Origin of the sequence: Salinivibrio sp. IB872, from assembly GCF_001995345.1 — a bacterium.
GTDB lineage: Bacteria > Pseudomonadota > Gammaproteobacteria > Enterobacterales > Vibrionaceae > Salinivibrio > Salinivibrio proteolyticus.
In genome coordinates, this window is the sequence record NZ_MUFO01000030.1 from 1 (window position 1) to 14,358 (window position 14,358).

Below are 14,358 nucleotides of genomic sequence, written 5' to 3' on the forward strand. Positions count from 1 at the left end.
TGCTTGCCGAATAAGAGTCGATGACCGAGCGGAAGTTTTTGCACGAATAAGGCAAATGGTTCTGAATTTATTAAAGCAAGAGAAGAGTTTCAAAGCCGGTATTCAACGCAAGCGAATGATGTGCGCGATGGACCAAGAGTACCTGGCGACCGTGCTGGGAAGCCTTTCGTGACGCGGATGTTCATGCGTTTTCCGTGGGTTTCGGCTACAACACCCAATTTCCGTGGGTTTCGGCTACAACACCCAATCATGCTTTATGGGCATAGCAACAATCTGTATGAATATATCCGTTAATAGATAAACAAAAGTGGTTCTTTGTTTGTTCACAAGAGCCAGCTTATTTTCAACTATCGCGATTATGCTTGGTCATAGTGCAATGGTGCATAATAGGGAATACAGTAAACCATGCAGCTGGAAGCAGAACATTATTACTTACGATCTCTGGATATCAGTGATACAGAGTATTTTTATCAATGGTCCCAAGATAGGGAAGTAACAATTTATAGCCTATCAGCCTATGCGTATCCGCAGTCTAGATCGGATATTTCCTCATGGTTGTCGACCATTAATGCAGAYCCTAAAAATGTTTCTTTTGGGATCTGTACTAGAGCGACGAATGAGCTGATTGGTTACGCAGGGATTAGTGATATCAGTACACTAAATCGTAGTGGTGAATTTTTTATTTTAATCGGCAACAAGCAGTTTTGGGGAAAAGGCATAGGTACTCTTGTGACCAAATTAGTCACAGACTATGCCATTAGAACGCTAGGTTTGCATCGCGTGCAGCTCACCGCTAGCACTCTCAACTCTCGCGCTATTAGTGCGTATAAGCGGGCGGGATACAAACACGAAGGAGTGATGCGTCAGTCTGGCTTTCGCAATGGTGAATTTGTTGATAAAGCCGTAATGTCAGTATTATCCCACGAGTGGTTATTCAGCGCCGGTGACATTGATACAGTTGCTTAGATAAAACGATGTGGCTTTTTGCATGTAAGCCTTGGGATGAGATCCGCCGTTACCCAAAAAGCTCTTCAATACCGTTATTGGATTACTAGGACCGCTCACCCTGAACTGTGACGCGGTGCAACCGTCTGGGTGTGTCGCCATAATCGGTTACTGCGTAGTGTTGGGTGGCGCGATTGTCCCAGATTGCCACCGAGTGYTTTTGCCAGCGAAAACGAACGTGATATTTCGATTGGCGTGCTTGACTGAACAGTGTCGCAAGCCGTTGTTGGCTGTCAGCCTCTGGCCAGTCGGCAATCATGCGAGTAAATTGCTCGTTAATAAATAGTACTTCTTGGCCGGTTTCTGGGTGGGTTTGCACCATGGCACGGCGAATGGGTGGGTAGTCTTGAGCGCGTTTCGAGACCACACTCTGGCCGTCGGCGTCTTGATGATCGTAACGGCTACCTTCAAAGGCGTGTAGTGCGTGAATGGTGTCGAGCTCGCGTAGCTCGATTTTTTCTTTGTCGGTTAGATCGGCCCATACTGCTGCCATGTCACACCAAATCGTATCCCCGCCATGTTCTGGTACATACTGCGCGTGTAAAACCGAGCACTTGGGCGGCACCGCTTGCCATGTCATGTCGGTGTGCCAATAGCTTTGGCTAGGTGGATTACCGCGGCTGGTTTCAATCACGACCACTTGGTCGTTGTCGGGTAGGTGCGGAAAAAACGGGTGAGGTGGCTCAAGCTCGCCGAAGCGTTTTGCCAGTGCGACATGGTCGTCGGTAGATAGAGGCTGCTCGCGAAAGAAAAGCACTTTGTAGCGTAAAAATGCTTGGTACAGCGCCGCAAACTCAGCCTCGGAAAGCTGGGATAAATCGATATTATCGACTTGTGCCCCTAATGTATCGCCTAAAGGGGTTATCTTCATTTGAACCATACCTTACCGCCAATAAATTTATAGGCTGGTGTGCCTCGCACCAAGGTGTCACGCGCAAAGGGCTGTTCGCACTGAGGGCAGTGACACGGCGTGGTGGTGGCATCCTCAACAATCCTTTCTTTGAAGCACTTCACCAATGCACCTTTGCCGCCTTTGCGATATTTAAATAGTGGCGCATTACAACGTTTACAGAAAATATCGATGGTTTTGGTGGGGCCTTTTTTATTCGGTTTTGCCATTTTTTTTGCCCGAGCGTCACTACATGCCGAAAGCTTGATAGTGACGAGCCGGGCGCAGGCTGTCAATCAGCTATCGTTTAATGACGCTTTACGTTATTAACGCTTGGCAACCATAAACAAAAGCCAACACGGGTGATCGTGTTGGCTATCGTTCCCGCCTCACAGCCAATGTAAGTGCAAAGGGCTTTTTTGCTTAGTTCGCGATTTTCACGCGGATTTTGCTCTTTGCAACGCTGGTAAGGTTCAGTGCGGCAATTGCAGCGTTGGCCTGGGCATCGTCAGGCATAGTCACAAAAGCAAAGCCTTTGGATTCGCCAGTCTCTTGGTCCAGCACCAGATTACATTCGGTGACATCACCATACTCAGAAAATAGCTGACGAAGTTGGTGTTCGGTAGTGGTGCGAGCAAGATTGCGAGCTAGTAATTTCATTGTTGTCCGTAATTGTCGAAGTAACAGCGGCGATTGTGTCAGTAAAGGGGGCAACGACCAAGTAATAGTTTGGCTTTCTTATCGATAGGTCACTCACCGGTATGGTTTCATTGGTCGAGCAAGCGCACCAGGTCTGCCCATATTCCAATGCTACACGTGGCAATATTAAGGTGGAGCTGTCAGTGGTTTAAGCAAGGCAAGAAAAGATTGAAAAGTAAGGAACGCTCAACGCAGCGCTCCTTTTTTACGTCTACGACCTAGCATCTGTTAGGTGCCATAGCCCACCGTGAATGCTTGCTGCAGATGCTTAGGTGTTTCGGCCTCATCAAGCATGGCGACTGCGAAGTCTTCCATTGAAATGCGAGACTGTCCGTCACTATCTGTCACTAAGGTGTCTGTCCCCAATGTGTACTGACCGGTGCGAGTACCAGGTGCGATCATGGCGGTAGGCGAGAGGTAACTCCAAATCACATCTTGGCTGGTGAGGCACTGCTCATATTGCACTTGGCACGCGCGTGCAATCTCAACCGCTGAAGCAGGGAGAAATCCTTCGGCGTTTAACACGGTTTCACCGTCAGTGCCCGGAATCATCAGTCGAGCGGCACCGCCGACAATCAGAACGCGCATTTGATGGTGGGCTGCGCCTTGGACGACGGCTTGGGTTAACACCGGTAATTGCGCTTCTTCGCCTGTCGGTGGACGTAACGCCGTAATGGCAAGATCATGACCAGTCATCACCGATGCCACCTTGTCCGCATCGCTCAAATTGGCGGCGACAGGTTTTACGCCGTCGGGTAGCCTGCTGAATGCTGCCTCGTTACGTGTCACTGCCGTGACCTTATGGCCGCGTTGCAACGCTTCCGACACAATTCGACTGCCAATATCGCCCGTGGCACCAAATACGATTATATTCATTACGTTAGTCTCCATGTTATGACTCCTGTGTGTCCTTATGCCGCGCAATAGCCAGTAAAAAGGTGGCTGTCATACGCTTGTGGTTAAACCATGCTGAACTGATTAAGTTGTGATTTATTATCTATCTTGATGTAAAGGTAAATGCTAAAAATCTTCACGTCAAGATAAATGCGTGGATGTTTTTTTATTGAAGAAGACAGAGGGGAGCCAATGGAGATAGCGATCCGGCAAGGATGGCCGCTTGAGCAAGCACAACACGTCGCTGAGTTGTATGAGCAGGCGTTTGGAATGAAGCTCGCACGGGCAATCCCTAATCAGACAGCGCGCGTGGCGGTGTTGTCTCAGTGTTTTGTCCCAGACTTTTCGTTTGCCGCTATGCAAAACGGCAAGGTGGTGGGCTTGGCTGGGTTTCAAACTCAAGCCGGCGCACTGACACAGGGTATGAGCGCGAAACAACTGATCGATAGCTTGGGGCTCATCAAGGGTACTTGGGCCTGTGCAGTATTGGCGCTGTTTGAGCGTGAAGCGGCGCACAATGAATTGGTGATGGATGGTATTGCTGTTGATAGCGCGATACGTGGTCAGGGGGTTGGCTCCCAATTATTGGATGCCATTATCGATTATGCTCAAGCACATGGCTTTGAAAGCGTTCGATTAGATGTCATTGATAGCAACCCCAGAGCCCGCAAGCTTTATCAAGCCAAAGGCTTTGTCGCTACCAAAGAAGAGCGCTTTCCGCACCTAAAATGGTTAGTCGGTTTTTCAGGCGCCACCACCATGGTCAAGGCGCTGAACTAAAACAACAAGAGAGACAAGGATGTTTATGATTGAAACACGTCGACTTGTGCTGCGTGACATGCAGCCGAGCGATGAAGAGGCGTTTGTTCACTTAACGCAACACCAGAAGTACCAGCGTTTTTATAGCGAAACGGACTGCCAGCCAGAGACATACCGAGACTTACACGCGTGCTTTATCGAACAAGCCAACACAAATCCACGCGTGGCTTATCAGTTAGCGGTTATCTGCAAGCAATCAGAAAAATGTATAGGCACCGTCGGTTTAAGGCTTGAGGACAACCATCAAGCTTCCATCGGATGCGGCCTAGCTGTAGAGGCGCAAGGCGCGGGGCTAATGAGAGAGGCGGCTGTCGCGCTGGCCGACTTTGGTTTTGAGTCTCTGGGTGTGCATCGGTTATACGCTGAGACTATTTACGATAATCTTGCTGCAACCAAGCTTTGTCGTTCACTTGGCATGCGACAAGAGGCCCATTTTCATCAGCATCGTTTCTTTAAAGAACGGTGGTGGGATACGGTGGTTTACGCCATATTACGACACGAATGGGAGCAAGGATGATAAGAAAAGCACTACTTGGCGCACTGATGGTGACACTGCAAGCGTGTACCAGTGCGCCCGTTGATAATGAAACGACCGACGCTGCAGAATGTGTCGGTAGTACGACGTTGCCAAGCGCATGGGCAGACAAGTTTGTCGCTGTGGACGATCCAGCGTTACTGGCGTCGTCGTTGGGTCAGCCATTGGAAGGGAAGCTTTGCCAAGGCAAGGTATATCAGGCGACTGAAGGGGTGACAGTATATCGCGCGTGGAATAGCACTAACCCGCATAGTCAGTTTGGTCACTGGTGGGCGTTATCACAACCGTCTGGCTTGGTGGCAGATTATCGCCAAGATTATGATATTTGTTATCAATGGTCGCCGCTCGATAAATTGGTACAGTGCACCTTGCAACCGGGCACCAAGATTGTGGTGGGTAACGGTCAAAGTGCGAAATGTTCCGAGTATTTAACCTATCCAACTTCAAGTGCCCAACAAGTTTATCTGCAAGAGGCGGAGCAAGCGGTTCAACATTGTCAAACGTTTGATGCGGTGATGCGTTGGCAGTGATGCGCGGCAATCAACCATTCAATCACTTCTGTGTGGCGAGCAGGGCGCGCTAAGGCGGCGGATGATAGGCGGCCAATAAGTGTTTATTTCTCAATATCAATGAGATAGCCTAGTTCTATGATAGGAATAGGAATAGGAATAGGAATAGGAACAAGCACATGGAATTAGTCGTCCCCACACTCAATCACCAAGCAGCCTTTACGCGCTTTTATGATGATTTTGCTCAGTTTGATCCCGAGAATGCCGATTATTATTGGCCGGGGAAAGAGGATTTCCCCACTTACGTGACTCGGTTAACGGATGAGTCATTGGGTAAAAACCTTCGTAAAGGTTATGTGCCGTGTAGTCATTTTTGGCTGCTTGATGCTGAGCAACAAATCATTGGCGCGATTCGGATCCGCCATCACATTAATACGCCATTTCTATCTCAAGAAGCCGGACACATTGGTTACGACATTGCGCCGTCACATCGTGGGCGCGGATGTGGCAAGCAAATGTTAGCCTTAGCGCTGCCCAAGGCGAGCGAGCTAGGGATCACTCGCGCTCTAATTACCGCGAATGAAGACAATATGGCATCGCGCAAAGTAATTGAAGCTAATGGCGGCACGTTGGAAAACATCATCAATGGTGAAGTGTTCAATGAATCATTGGCGCGGTACTGGGTGGACATTAATGGATGATTCCCCGCGCGTGGACCAACTGGACAGTGACCGTCTGTTGCTAGTGGCGCCTAATATGTCCCATCAGCCTTTCATTTTAGAAGCCGTGTTGGAAAGCCAGCACACCCTTGCTCCTTTTATGGATTGGCTTCCGCACGCGCTGACCGAATCGAGCTCAATTGAAAACACCCAACAAGTGATTGATAACTTTGATATGTTCATTAACGAGTTACGCTACTCGATTTTTGAAAAATCGACGGGGCAACTGGTGGGTGTGATCAGCTTAATCATCCGTAATATCGCGATTCCTTATTTTGAAATAGGCTATTGGCTGCGGAGCTCTAAAGAAGGCCTTGGCTACATGAGTGAAGCGGTGCGGACGCTAGAGCAGTATGCGTTTGATGGCCTTAATGCCAAACGTGTCGAAATCAAAACCGCCTACGAAAACACCCGCAGCCGCGCGGTAGCTGAGCGCTGTGGGTATCATCAAGAAGCGATTCTTACCAATGACCGTATCCTGCCTAGCGGTGCGATTTCTAGCACTGTCGTATACGCCAAAGTGGCGGCATGTGAAGCCGAGGAGAAATGATGATCCCAGTGAATACCTCTGTGGTTTCTGGCGTGGCGCTCTCTCGTATTGAGGGAGAAATAAAAATGCTGCTGATGAAGCGAGTGAAAGGTGGCTTCTGGTGCCATGTTGCGGGCTCGATTGAAGCGGGTGAGACCGGAGTGGACGCCATCGTCCGTGAGTTTAGCGAAGAGACCCAGATTACGGTGGCTGACTTGTATAACGCGCAGTTTTTGGAGCAGTTTTACGAAGCGTCAGTGAATGTGATCGAGCTTATCCCTGTGTTTGTGGTGATGTGTGATGATAACCAAGCCATCACGCTTAATGATGAACACACCGAGTTTCGCTGGTGCTCACTCGATGAAGCAAAAGCCTTGGCGCCGTATCCAAATCAGCATGCCGTCTATGACCATGTATGGGCTTACTTTGTTGATCAGCCCGTTAACCCGTTATATCACGTCAACTTACCTAACCATCAGGAATGAAACATGAGCATGGAACGCTTTTTTACTCAAGATGACATCATATTGCATAATGACACGGTTTCCTAGGTGCCAGCTAAACCTTGATTATAAGCTGGCGCGCTACCGGTGTTGATCTCGCCTTTTTTTTCATCGTCACGTAAAGTAGCGCTTTTATTGGCTAGCGAGGCTAGTCGTGTACGTTGTGCGCCCAACCAAAACGTGAGAACGAGTATGCAAGAACAACCGAATAACCCACTTCACGGACTTAGCTTACAAACCATTTTAACGCGACTGGTAGAACACTATAGCTGGTCCGGTCTTTATCAGCGTATTCGTGTGAATTGCTTTCATAATGACCCATCTATTAAATCATCGCTGAAATTTTTGCGTAAAACGCAGTGGGCGCGAGATAAGGTCGAAGCCTTGTATATTGATACCTTTTGCTAAGGATAAAATACACGGATTGGTTATCAGGCGGGTTCATGGTAAATGATTGATTTTAAATAACTGTCGCTAAGGTGTCGGGGCGCTGTCGTGGTAATGTAGCCCCCATTTTGCATAGTGTCGATAGGGAAGAGCACAAAGGAGCAAGGATGAACGTGAAAGCACTCAGAGTTCAAAAAGGGTGGTCGCAAGACCAATTAGCACAATTCAGTGGGCTCAGTGTTCGAACGATTCAACGTATCGAGCGCGGCCACAAACCCGGATTGGAGTCGCTGAAATCGTTGGCTGCTGTGTTTGATATCGACATTACTGATTTGCAAAAGGAGACAGACATGCAGGCAGATACTTCAATGAGTCCAGAAGAAAAAGCAATCACCAATCGCGTGCGCGCCCTGGGTGGGTTCTATTCTCACCTGACTCGCTATGTGGTCGTGATGGCGATTTTGTTTATTATCAACTGGCAAGTCAGCCCTGGCTATTACTGGGCTTGGTGGGCCGCAATGGGATGGGGGATTGCAGTGGTCAGCCACGGTGTCAGTGCTCTGGGCATTGTCGATCTCTTTGGTGATAAGTGGGAAAAACGCCAAATAGAGAAGCGACTGAACGCGCGGTCTAAGCGTTAATCGCTACCTGATAACGCCGAGCGAATGTGCCTCGGCGTTTTTGTTTTTCACCAACTAACAGACATGTTTACTGAGATGCCGCTTGTTGCTGYTGGAAGCGCGTTGCGTGCTCGACTAAGCCTTTGAACAGCGCACGCTGACAGCCAAGATAAAGCAAAAATTCCGGATGCCACTGTACGCCCAGTGTATAGGGACGATTGGGCGACTCAATGGCTTGTACAATGCCATCYAAATCACGTGCGCTAACCGTTAAATCCTCGCCTAACGCGTTAATCGCTTGGTTGTGCAGGCTGTTTATTTTGCGTCTGCCTTGCCCCAACCGTTGCTGGATGTGGCCGTTGACATCACGCAATATACACAAGGTTTTCATCGGGAATATTGTCCAGCGATGAGAGGTTTTTTTACGCTGCTCGCGTAAGCTTTGGTGCAAGGTGCCGCCTGAACAGATGTTGAGAAGCTGCGCACCACGGCAAATGCCCAACAGCGGCTTTTGACTGGCTAACGCACTTTTGATTACTGCGCTCTCTAGTTCATCACGTTCGGGATCGTAGTTTGGTTTCACTTCGGGCTCAGCAGCATACAGCACAGGTTCAACATCGTGGCCGCCTGTGATCACCACACCGTGATAATCATCAGGCTTAAATATTGAACCTGGCCGCAACTGTAGGGGCTGCCCGCCATAAAGACGCACCGCGGTGGCAACGAAAAAACGCGGTAAGAAGGCACCTTTGTCGGAGCCGGTTATTGCGATAACGGGTCTACCCATAGCGTATTCACTTTCTCCGCCCAGTTATTGGTAATGCGTGATAATGGATCGTTTAAGTGAGCAAGATAAGCATCACAGCAAGCTGTCAGTCGTTCTGGATCTGCGGCAAGTTTCTCTACTTCTACCCAATCATTCCATGCCTCATGGATCCCCCATTGTGGACGACTTACTTTGCTATCCGGTAAACGATAGTGAAACGTGGGGCGCGCTTTTGTCAGGCCATCATTGAGCGCCTGATTCACTTGTTTCTCATCGAGGTGAGTGAAGAGTGGCAGCATATCTAGCGCACGATTACGCGTCGGATTATCAGCAAGGTAATCTGCAATCAAGGTGTCGCGATCGGGCCAATAATCGTGCGCGAGAACACGCGTGATATACGCTTTTGGAAACGGATCGACATAGCTTGTGAGACGACGGGATAAATCAATATCGGCACGTTTAATTAGCCAATCATACAAGCATAAAAATGCTTTCAGATGCGCATTAATGGTGTGAGCGGATAAGTCGGGCAGTTCGGGATTAAGCTGCATCCCAAATGCATAGACAGGGCTGTCCTCTGTGCCTTCTGCACCTTGTTGTCGCAGAAACTCAATCAGTCTATCGACGTCTTGAAGTCGATCAAGCGGAAGCGGTGGGCTGACTATTTCGACCGGTACGACCATTTTAGCTGCCCAAGCTAAAACTTCTTCCGCGGATTGGTCAATTTGATTGGCGAGAGTCTTCTCACTTCGATCGTTCCGTCCAAGGCGTTTTAGCTTGGCGTAATCAAGCTCTATGATCCAATCACCCGCATTGTCACCGGTTAGTTTTCGGTCGTAACGGCCGCCATGCTCAACCGTCAGGGATAAATGTTTTGCAACGAGCTGTGCAATGGTGTCTAGCTCCATACCACTCAATTCAAGTTCAACACCGACGCAGCGCGTTTCTCCCTCTGCATTGGTGGTATGAGGGGGTGTTTTTAACGGTGAAGGGGACGCATTCATCAATGGAGCCTCACTTATCGGATAAACATATGAAATACATGGGGGTCACGATGCGCTGATTAAAGGGAAATCGCCTCGATTTGTTCGGGAATTAGCCTAAACAAATCGCAAATATAATGCTCTTTGGCTTTCATCAGCCAATACGATCTGCCGCCCAGCTTGTTAAAGCCATTCGTTTTACATCGGCAATGGCTTCATCTGGCAGTGAGCTTTTTATCCCAACTTGACCTTGGGTGGAAACAATCACTTCGTTCCCCCAATCTTGGCCACTGTCGTTATTAAGCACCCTTGATCACTATCGCTACTGGCGAAAAGCTTGTAATTTAAGGGTAAAAATTCAACAGTTGTTAACAACAAAACAAAAAATAACATCATTCAGGGAGTGAAGTATGACGAAGCAGGTCGTGGTGTTAGGGGCCGGAATGGTCGGTGTATCCGTGGCTTGGCATTTACTTAAACGAGGGTATGCCGTCACCTTGATCGATCGCGTGCCTCCAGGGCAAGAAACATCGTTTGGCAATGCAGGCATTATTCAACGTGAAGCCGTTCGGCCCTATGCCTTTCCGCGTGATCTCACCACTTTGCTGCGGGTGTTGCCGAACCGTGCGGTGGATATTCGCTATCGTCCTGGCAGTGTGATTCGAGCGGCTCGCGCGTTATTGCAATATTGGCATTACTCCAGTGATAAGCATTATCGAAAGCTTGTCCCTGAATACGCAGCCTTGATAATGCAATCACTCGATACGCATGATGAAATGATCGCGTCCGCGGGCGCGGCCTCACTGATCCGTAAGCAAGGTTACCTTAAGTTATTCCGCAGCCAAAAAGCGTTGGATGAAGAGTGCTCGCGTGCCGCGTCTGACTATGCCAATTACGGTGTGGAGTATGAGGTGCTCAATAAAGCGCAGCTCGCTACGTTGGAGCCGCATTTAGCCGCGCCGCTAGCGGGGGCTATTCATTGGAAACAACCTTGGACTGTCACGGATCCCGGAGCCTTGGTTCAAGCCTACGCCGACGATGTCATCGCCAAAGGGGGCGAGATAAAGCGCGCCAATTTGCAAGTACTCAAGCAGGAAGACGGACATTGGGTCATCGAAACAGATCACGCGCGCCTTCGCTCGGATCAGGTTGTAATGGCGATGGGACCGTGGTCATCTTACTGGTTGCGCCAGCAAGGCATAGAGGTACCTTTATTCACTAAGCGTGGCTATCACATGCATTATCAAGCTGACGCTAACACCCCGCTCAATCATTGGATTATGGACGCAGAAGTGGGCTATTTGCTCGCACCGATGCGCGCGGGCGTGCGATTAACCACAGGGGCAGAATTGACAGCATTGGATGCGCCAGTGAATGAGCGCCAACTTAATGCCGCTGAACAGGTCGCCCGTTCGCTTTATCCACTGGGTGACCGTGTGGATGCGGCGCCCTGGAAAGGTGGGCGTCCTTGCCTGCCCGATATGAAGCCCATGATCGGCCCAGCGCCAGACCAAAAGGGCTTGTGGTTGGCATGCGGTCATGGTCATCAAGGTTTTACTTTGGGCCCCGTGACTGGAAAATTGTTGGGACAAATGATGGATGAGGCGCATACGGATATTGATATGCACCCGTATCGTGTCGATCGGTTTTAGTGGTCGGCTGCTGAGTTTTTCATCACTCCCAAGCCATAAGGGATCGAAAACGCTGAAGCCAACGTACACCGATTTGCTTTACAGGCTAACACTGTAAGACAATGAATAGCTTGGCGCCCCCGTTTGTGAATGACAATGACGATAAACCGGGTTCAGCCATTGATGTGACGTGAACGTTTAGATAGGACCACTGATGCACCAGGCGTTTTTCTCCAAAACTAAGCCCGCTATTGTCGTGCGCGGCCCAGAAGATCAATCATTTATCGCGCTACTCGAAGCTCGGCTGCGAGAGTATGGCTGCGATGTGACCGTGATTGGTCCTGATGATCCAATGCCTGATTGGGATGCTGTACAATTAATTAGCTGGGTGCCAGAGGGAGAGGCGCAAATAACAACCTTGCGCTGGCTTAGTGAGCAGTGCCCGTTTATTGCGTTAATGGCCAGTCAAGCGGCGGCCGACCGTGTGGCTGCCTTGCAGGCGGGTGCTGACGATGTATTATCGACGCCCGTTGATTTGGAAGAGTGTATGGCGCGCTCTGCGATCGCAATGCACCGTCGCTATGCAATGAAGATAGTAAAAAACTCATCGGGTCAGTTGCGCGTTGATAATCTTTGGATGCGACACGACACCCATCAAGTTAAGGTGGATGATCAAGTGGTCAAACTGACACCCATCCAATTTGAACTCTTGTGGCTTCTCGCGCAGCACAAAGATACGACGTTGAGTAAGCCACTCCTTTATCGCAAGGTGCTGAAAAAAGCATTTACGCCCGACGATCGCAGCCTTGATATGCATTTAAGCCGTGTTCGTAAAAAACTTGCTGACGCTGGGTTGCCGCCTGAGCGCCTACAAACCGACCACGGCAAAGGCTATTGCTTTATTTAATGGCGTTTAAGCTGAGCGTGACAGCGCAAGTCGCCAGCGTCCCGGGTGGGGGAGGCGTGGTAATAACAAGCCTGCGATTACGATGATAATGCCTACCACCTGAAGTTGGCTTACGGCTTGTCCCATCAAAAACGCGGTGACTACCGCGAACACAGGTACAAAGTTAAAGAATACGGCAGCATTAGCTGACCCCAAATGGCGCACACCGTTGAGCCAGAGTAAGTAACCAGCGACGGTACCCAGCACAGCGATATACAGGAGTTCGGAGACGGCCAGCGGACTTGCCGCCCAGACTTCGCCAAATGGATGAACCTTTGGTGTCAGTGCACACATGATGCCAATCACGGTTGCGCCGCTAAGCATGCCCAAAAACGTGTAGGGGATCACCGGCATCCAACGACCAATGCCTTGGCTGAAGAAGGTGTACGCACTCCATGCAAACATGCCAGTGAAAATCATCTGATCGCCTTGGTTAAAGTTCAATTGGCTGAGCATCTGCCATTGACCATTGGTGATCACCACGAGCACGCCCGATAAGCTCACCACCAAGCTGAAAACTTGCCCTTTACGCGGCAACGCACGAATCGCGATACAGGCGATAAGTGAGGTTACCAACGGGCTGAGCGCCATGATTAATGACCCATTGGTCGCTTGAGTATGCTCAAGTCCGGTAAATAAGCAAAGATTTAATCCACCAATCCCCACGGCGCTAACGGTGGTCGCCCACAGCCATTGTTTAGCACTGAGTGTGGGGACGCGGGTACGGGTGAGTTTGAGGTAGAAGCCTAAGCACATCGCGGCAACAGCAAAACGCCAAAATACCAAGGTCAGCGCATTCACTTCATTCAGCGCATCTTTACCAATCGGAAAAGTGCTGCCCCAAAAAAAAGCACATAAAATGAGAAGGGCAATGGCTTTCCACCGTGAAGCAGTAGTTGTCATAGCAAGACCTGACTTGTTGAGTGAGGTGCGCTAGTGTATAAGTTTCAAAATATGAATAAACCGGCAATATCAGAACGGTAGATTCCAAATATGAAACCTAGCTATTCGTTAGACGATTTGCGCTGTTTTTGTACTGTTGCGCAATTAGGCAGCTTTAAAGCCGCGGCGCAACAGCTTGCCATGCCTCAATCCACCCTCAGCCGTCGTATTCGCCAGCTTGAGCAGGATCTTGCCCTGCGTTTACTCAATCGCGATGCGCATCGTATCTCGCTGACGCAAACGGGCCGTCGCTATTTTGAACGCGCTGCGAGTCTTTTTAATGAGCTGAACGCAGTCAGTGATGAACTATTGAGCGAAAAACACCAGCCCAAAGGTAAGATTCGTATCAGCGCCCCTATTAATGCCGGTAAACAGTTTTTGCGCGCTGTTTTGTTTGATTTTATGTCTGCTTATCCAGAAATTCAGCTTGATGTGAGTGTTTCGAATACGCTCATCGATATTGAAGGCGAAGGGATGGATGTGGTGTTTCGGGTCGGCAATCCAGTGGTAGAAGATTGGATCGCACGGCCATTAACCGATATTCACTTTATTGTCTGCGCGAGTCCAGACAGTGATTATGGTCAGATTCAGTCGCCAAAAGAGCTGGTGGGTAAACCTGTCGTGCTTTGTCACCCTATGACCGTTTGGCAGCTAGAGCACGACACAACTGGTGACGCCTATGACTACCAAGCCACCACTGGCATTCGTGCTGAAGTTGACGAAATTCAAATGCTGACGCATGCCGTACAGGCTGGTTTCGGAATGGGCTACATTCCCGACTACTCCGCATTACCATTGATTGAACAAGGGACGTTACAGCGGGTGCTGCCTGAATGGCAAAGCCAAGCACGAACCCTGTTTTTGTTGTATCGCGATCGGGATCATGTACCGCTGCGGGTGAAACTGCTGGTGGAGTTTGTACTCGCGAGGTTTGTTGAAGGATGAAATCAGGCCACGATGTGTTGCACTGTGGCCTGATGTG

The 14,358-nt window shown here is 49.5% G+C and carries 20 protein-coding genes and 2 pseudogenes; 14 read left to right on the forward strand and 8 right to left on the reverse strand.

Annotation, left to right across the window (positions count from 1 at the left end):
• Together BZJ18_RS17095 and BZJ18_RS12120 are read left to right on the forward strand one after the other, a co-directional pair.
• Nucleotides 1-172 (forward strand): annotated as a pseudogene (locus BZJ18_RS17095) (ISAs1 family transposase); the annotation flags it as partial.
• 233 nt (nucleotides 173-405) lie between these two features.
• Nucleotides 406-966, forward strand: coding sequence for a GNAT family N-acetyltransferase (locus tag BZJ18_RS12120; protein WP_077457075.1), 561 nt, complete (start codon nucleotides 406-408; stop codon nucleotides 964-966).
• Nucleotides 967-1,051: 85 nt separating this feature from the next.
• On the opposite strand, the gene BZJ18_RS12125 is transcribed toward BZJ18_RS12120, so the two are convergent.
• The 3 genes from BZJ18_RS12125 to BZJ18_RS12135 form a co-directional block, all read right to left on the reverse strand.
• Nucleotides 1,052-1,876 carry a TauD/TfdA dioxygenase family protein gene (locus BZJ18_RS12125; protein ID WP_077457077.1) on the reverse strand — a complete coding sequence of 275 codons (825 nt, stop codon included), beginning with the start codon at nucleotides 1,874-1,876 and terminating at the stop codon, nucleotides 1,052-1,054.
• Entirely contained in the window at nucleotides 1,873-2,124 is a 252-nt protein-coding gene (locus tag BZJ18_RS12130; RefSeq protein ID WP_025739952.1) for a hypothetical protein, read from the reverse strand. Before BZJ18_RS12130 ends, BZJ18_RS12125 begins: the two co-directional genes overlap by 4 nt.
• A gap of 193 nt (nucleotides 2,125-2,317) precedes the next feature.
• Nucleotides 2,318-2,554 (reverse strand): RNA recognition motif domain-containing protein, encoded by a 237-nt coding sequence (locus tag BZJ18_RS12135; protein WP_077457079.1) that lies wholly within the window; start codon nucleotides 2,552-2,554, stop codon nucleotides 2,318-2,320.
• A 104-nt stretch (nucleotides 2,555-2,658) separates the two neighbouring features.
• Between BZJ18_RS12135 and BZJ18_RS17100 the strand changes: the two are divergent.
• A pseudogene (locus BZJ18_RS17100) lies at nucleotides 2,659-2,745 on the forward strand (Ohr subfamily peroxiredoxin); the annotation flags it as partial.
• A gap of 76 nt (nucleotides 2,746-2,821) precedes the next feature.
• Here BZJ18_RS17100 and BZJ18_RS12140 read toward each other — a convergent pair.
• The gene (locus BZJ18_RS12140; protein WP_077457081.1) at nucleotides 2,822-3,469 is read right to left on the reverse strand and encodes an NAD(P)-dependent oxidoreductase; all 648 of its coding nucleotides are present in this window, start codon (nucleotides 3,467-3,469) and stop codon (nucleotides 2,822-2,824) included.
• A 210-nt stretch (nucleotides 3,470-3,679) separates the two neighbouring features.
• Here BZJ18_RS12140 and BZJ18_RS12145 point away from each other — a divergent pair, with 210 nt between their 5' ends.
• The 8 genes from BZJ18_RS12145 to BZJ18_RS12180 all read left to right on the forward strand — a co-directional run bounded on the left by BZJ18_RS12145 (nucleotide 3,680) and on the right by BZJ18_RS12180 (nucleotide 8,129).
• On the forward strand, nucleotides 3,680-4,267 hold the full coding sequence (locus BZJ18_RS12145) for a GNAT family N-acetyltransferase (protein WP_077457083.1): 588 nt from the start codon (nucleotides 3,680-3,682) through the stop codon (nucleotides 4,265-4,267).
• A gap of 19 nt (nucleotides 4,268-4,286) precedes the next feature.
• Nucleotides 4,287-4,823: a GNAT family N-acetyltransferase gene (locus BZJ18_RS12150; protein WP_077457085.1), complete on the forward strand. Its 537-nt coding sequence runs from the start codon at nucleotides 4,287-4,289 to the stop codon at nucleotides 4,821-4,823.
• Nucleotides 4,823-5,371 (forward strand): hypothetical protein, encoded by a 549-nt coding sequence (locus BZJ18_RS17585; protein WP_077457150.1) that lies wholly within the window; start codon nucleotides 4,823-4,825, stop codon nucleotides 5,369-5,371. Before BZJ18_RS12150 ends, BZJ18_RS17585 begins: the two co-directional genes overlap by 1 nt.
• Nucleotides 5,372-5,529: 158 nt before the next feature.
• Nucleotides 5,530-6,051, forward strand: a complete 522-nt coding sequence (locus BZJ18_RS12160) for a GNAT family N-acetyltransferase (protein WP_077457087.1) — start codon at nucleotides 5,530-5,532, stop codon at nucleotides 6,049-6,051.
• Nucleotides 6,044-6,619, forward strand: coding sequence for a GNAT family N-acetyltransferase (locus BZJ18_RS12165; RefSeq protein WP_241824961.1), 576 nt, complete (start codon nucleotides 6,044-6,046; stop codon nucleotides 6,617-6,619). The genes BZJ18_RS12160 and BZJ18_RS12165 overlap by 8 nt, the downstream gene beginning before the upstream one ends.
• On the forward strand, nucleotides 6,619-7,083 hold the full coding sequence (locus BZJ18_RS12170) for an NUDIX hydrolase (protein ID WP_077457088.1): 465 nt from the start codon (nucleotides 6,619-6,621) through the stop codon (nucleotides 7,081-7,083). The genes BZJ18_RS12165 and BZJ18_RS12170 overlap by 1 nt, the downstream gene beginning before the upstream one ends.
• A 210-nt stretch (nucleotides 7,084-7,293) precedes the next feature.
• Nucleotides 7,294-7,509: a VF530 family DNA-binding protein gene (locus BZJ18_RS12175; RefSeq protein ID WP_021023695.1), complete on the forward strand. Its 216-nt coding sequence runs from the start codon at nucleotides 7,294-7,296 to the stop codon at nucleotides 7,507-7,509.
• Between the two features lie 146 nt (nucleotides 7,510-7,655).
• Nucleotides 7,656-8,129 carry a 2TM domain-containing protein gene (locus tag BZJ18_RS12180; RefSeq protein WP_077457090.1) on the forward strand — a complete coding sequence of 158 codons (474 nt, stop codon included), beginning with the start codon at nucleotides 7,656-7,658 and terminating at the stop codon, nucleotides 8,127-8,129.
• A 67-nt stretch (nucleotides 8,130-8,196) separates the two neighbouring features.
• Here BZJ18_RS12180 and BZJ18_RS12185 read toward each other — a convergent pair whose 3' ends face one another.
• The 3 genes from BZJ18_RS12185 to BZJ18_RS17300 all read right to left on the reverse strand — a co-directional run bounded on the left by BZJ18_RS12185 (nucleotide 8,197) and on the right by BZJ18_RS17300 (nucleotide 10,164).
• On the reverse strand, nucleotides 8,197-8,895 hold the full coding sequence (locus tag BZJ18_RS12185; protein ID WP_077457092.1) for a gamma-glutamyl-gamma-aminobutyrate hydrolase family protein: 699 nt from the start codon (nucleotides 8,893-8,895) through the stop codon (nucleotides 8,197-8,199).
• Complete coding sequence (locus BZJ18_RS12190) at nucleotides 8,871-9,878, reverse strand: amidoligase family protein (protein ID WP_077457094.1); 1,008 nt, start codon at nucleotides 9,876-9,878, stop codon at nucleotides 8,871-8,873. The genes BZJ18_RS12185 and BZJ18_RS12190 overlap by 25 nt, the downstream gene beginning before the upstream one ends.
• A 133-nt stretch (nucleotides 9,879-10,011) precedes the next feature.
• A complete protein-coding gene (locus tag BZJ18_RS17300; RefSeq protein WP_158011284.1) occupies nucleotides 10,012-10,164 on the reverse strand; it encodes a hypothetical protein in 153 nt (50 codons plus the stop codon).
• 103 nt (nucleotides 10,165-10,267) lie between these two features.
• Between BZJ18_RS17300 and BZJ18_RS12195 the strand changes: the two genes are divergently transcribed.
• Nucleotides 10,268-11,509: an NAD(P)/FAD-dependent oxidoreductase gene (locus tag BZJ18_RS12195; RefSeq protein ID WP_077457096.1), complete on the forward strand. Its 1,242-nt coding sequence runs from the start codon at nucleotides 10,268-10,270 to the stop codon at nucleotides 11,507-11,509.
• A gap of 193 nt (nucleotides 11,510-11,702) precedes the next feature.
• A complete protein-coding gene (locus tag BZJ18_RS12200; protein WP_077457098.1) occupies nucleotides 11,703-12,395 on the forward strand; it encodes a response regulator transcription factor in 693 nt (230 codons plus the stop codon).
• 6 nt (nucleotides 12,396-12,401) lie between these two features.
• Here BZJ18_RS12200 and BZJ18_RS12205 read toward each other — a convergent pair whose 3' ends face one another.
• Nucleotides 12,402-13,337, reverse strand: coding sequence for a DMT family transporter (locus BZJ18_RS12205; RefSeq protein WP_077457100.1), 936 nt, complete (start codon nucleotides 13,335-13,337; stop codon nucleotides 12,402-12,404).
• Between the two features lie 90 nt (nucleotides 13,338-13,427).
• On the opposite strand from BZJ18_RS12205, the gene BZJ18_RS12210 reads away from it, so the two are divergent.
• The gene (locus tag BZJ18_RS12210; protein WP_077457102.1) at nucleotides 13,428-14,321 is read left to right on the forward strand and encodes a LysR family transcriptional regulator; all 894 of its coding nucleotides are present in this window, start codon (nucleotides 13,428-13,430) and stop codon (nucleotides 14,319-14,321) included.
• Nucleotides 14,322-14,358: the final 37 nt, after the last annotated feature.